We start from the raw sequence: 2,500 nt of genomic DNA on the forward strand, positions 1-2,500 counted from the left end.
TGAAACCGTGCGCCTACAAGCGGTCGGAGCATAGTAATATGTGACGGCGTGCCTTTTGCATAATGAGCCTACGAGTTACTCCTTACTGGCAAGGTTAAGCACTTAAGTTGCGGAGCCGTAGCGAAAGCGAGTTCTAACAGAGCGTTTAAGTCAGTAGGGGTAGACGCGAAACTTTGTGATCTATCCATGGGCAGGTTGAAGGTTTGGTAACACAAACTGGAGGACCGAACTCATTAGCGTTGAAAAGCTATGGGATGACCTGTGGATAGGGGTGAAAGGCCAATCAAACTGAGAGATAGCTCGTTCTCCCCGAAATGTTTTTAGGAACAGCCTCGTATATAGAGTTATCATAGAGGTAGAGCTACTAATTGGGCTAGGGGGCTTCACCGCCTACCAAACCCTAATAAACTCCGAATGCTATGATATATCTGCGGGAGTGAGGCTGTGGGCGCTAAGGTCCATGGCCGAGAGGGAAATAACCCAGATTAACAGCTAAGGTCCCTAATCGTATGTTAAGTTGAACAAACGAAGTTCAAATCCTATAACAGCCAGGATGTTGGCTTGGAAGCAGCCATTCATTTAAAGAGTGCGTAACAGCTCACTGGTCGAGGGTTTGAGCACGGAAAATAATCGGGCATCAAACATACAACCGAAGCTTTAGGATTCTACTTAGGTAGATATCGGTAGGGGAGCATTCTAAACTGCATTGAAGGTGTATCGCGAGATATGCTGGAGCGTTTAGAAAAGAAAATGTAGGCATAAGTAACGATAAAATAGGTGAAAAACCTATTCGCCGTAAGACTAAGGGTTCCTGATCAACGCTAATCGGATCAGGGTTAGTCGGGTCCTTAGGCAAAGCCGAGAGGCGTAGCTGATGGCAAACTGGTGAATATTCCAGTACCTGCTATAATTTCGATGGGGTAACGGAGTAGTGAAAGGACTGCGCACTTACGGAATAGTGCGTTAAAGGGAGTAGTTATATTTTGTGTAGGAAAATCCGCATGAGATGATGAACCCGATAGTACAGCAAAGCTTCGGCCGCGCTGATAATGTCCCTAATCAGACTTCCAAGAAAAACCTCTAAGGTTAGGTTATAGCAGCCCGTACCGTAAACCGACACAGGTAGTCGAGGAGAGTATCCTCAGGCGCTCGAGTGATCCGTGGTAAAGGAACTAGGCAAATTGACGCTGTAACTTCGGGATAAGGCGTACCGCAGTGATGCGGTCTCAGTAAAATGGTCCAACCAACTGTTTAACAAAAACACAGGGCCCTGCAAAATCGAAAGATGACGTATAGAGCCTGATACCTGCCCGGTGCTGGAAGGTTAAGGAAGGATGTTCGGAGTAATCCAAAGCTTCTGACTGAAGCCCCAGTAAACGGCGGCCGTAACTATAACGGTCCTAAGGTAGCGAAATTCCTTGTCGGGTAAGTTCCGACCTGCACGAATGGTCTAATGAGTTGGACACTGTCTCTACCACGAGCTCGGTGAAATTGTAGTATCGGTGAAGATGCCGGTTAATCGCAACGGGACGGAAAGACCCCGTGAACCTTCACTACAACTTAACATTGATTTTGAACAACAGATGTGTAGGATAGTTGGGAGACTATGAAGCAGCTTCGCCAGGAGTTGTGGAGTCAACGTTGAAATACCAACCTTCTGTTGTTTAGAGTCTAACTCGGCAACGAGGACATTGTTTGGTGGGTAGTTTGACTGGGGTGGTCGCCTCCTAAAAAGTAACGGAGGCTCGCAAAGGTACCCTCAGTACGGTTGGTAATCGTACGCAGAGCGCATTAGTAAAAGGGTGCTTGACTGTGAGGCCGACAAGCCGAGCAGGAGCGAAAGCTGGCTAAAGTGATCCGGTGGTTCTGTATGGAAGGGCCATCGCTCAAAGGATAAAAGGTACTCCGGGGATAACAGGCTGATCTCCCCCAAGAGCTCATATCGACGGGGAGGTTTGGCACCTCGATGTCGGTTCGTCACATCCTGGGGCTGGAGAAGGTCCCAAGGGTTCGGCTGTTCGCCGATTAAAGTGGCACGTGAACTGGGTTCAGAACGTCGCAAGACAGTTCGGTCCCTATCTGTTGTGATCGTTAGTAAATTGCGGGGACATGACCTTAGTACGAGAGGACCGGGTCGTACGTACCGCTGGTGTATCAGTTGTGCCGCCAGGTGCAGTGCTGAGTAGCTATGTACGGAAAGGATAAACGCTGAAAGCATCTAAGCGTGAAACCTACCTCAAGATGAGTTTACTTTTAAGGGCCGTCGGAGACTACGACGTTGATAGGCTACAGGTGTAAGGGTGGTAACATCGAAGCCGAGTAGTACTAATTGCCCGTAAGCTTTAATTTTATTTTTTTGTGATACTATTACAATTTCCCAATATGTTACCTTATTGGTCTTCTGTCAGGATAACGCTGCAATAGTGCTGACTGAAAGACAAGATCATACTAAAGATCTTATGGTGGTTTTGCCAAGGGTGTTCACCTCTTCCCATTCCGA

At 47.6% G+C, this 2,500-nt stretch carries 2 rRNA genes (both running past the window's edge); both read left to right on the plus strand.

Features of this window, described 5'->3' with window-relative positions:
* A 23S ribosomal RNA gene (locus CPIN_RS07050) occupies positions 1-2,349 on the plus strand (it extends 531 nt beyond the left edge of the window).
* A 109-nt stretch (positions 2,350-2,458) separates the two neighbouring features.
* A 5S ribosomal RNA gene (gene rrf / locus CPIN_RS07055) occupies positions 2,459-2,500 on the plus strand (it continues 70 nt past the right edge of the window).

Source organism: Chitinophaga pinensis DSM 2588 (assembly GCF_000024005.1).
Lineage (GTDB): Bacteria > Bacteroidota > Bacteroidia > Chitinophagales > Chitinophagaceae > Chitinophaga > Chitinophaga pinensis.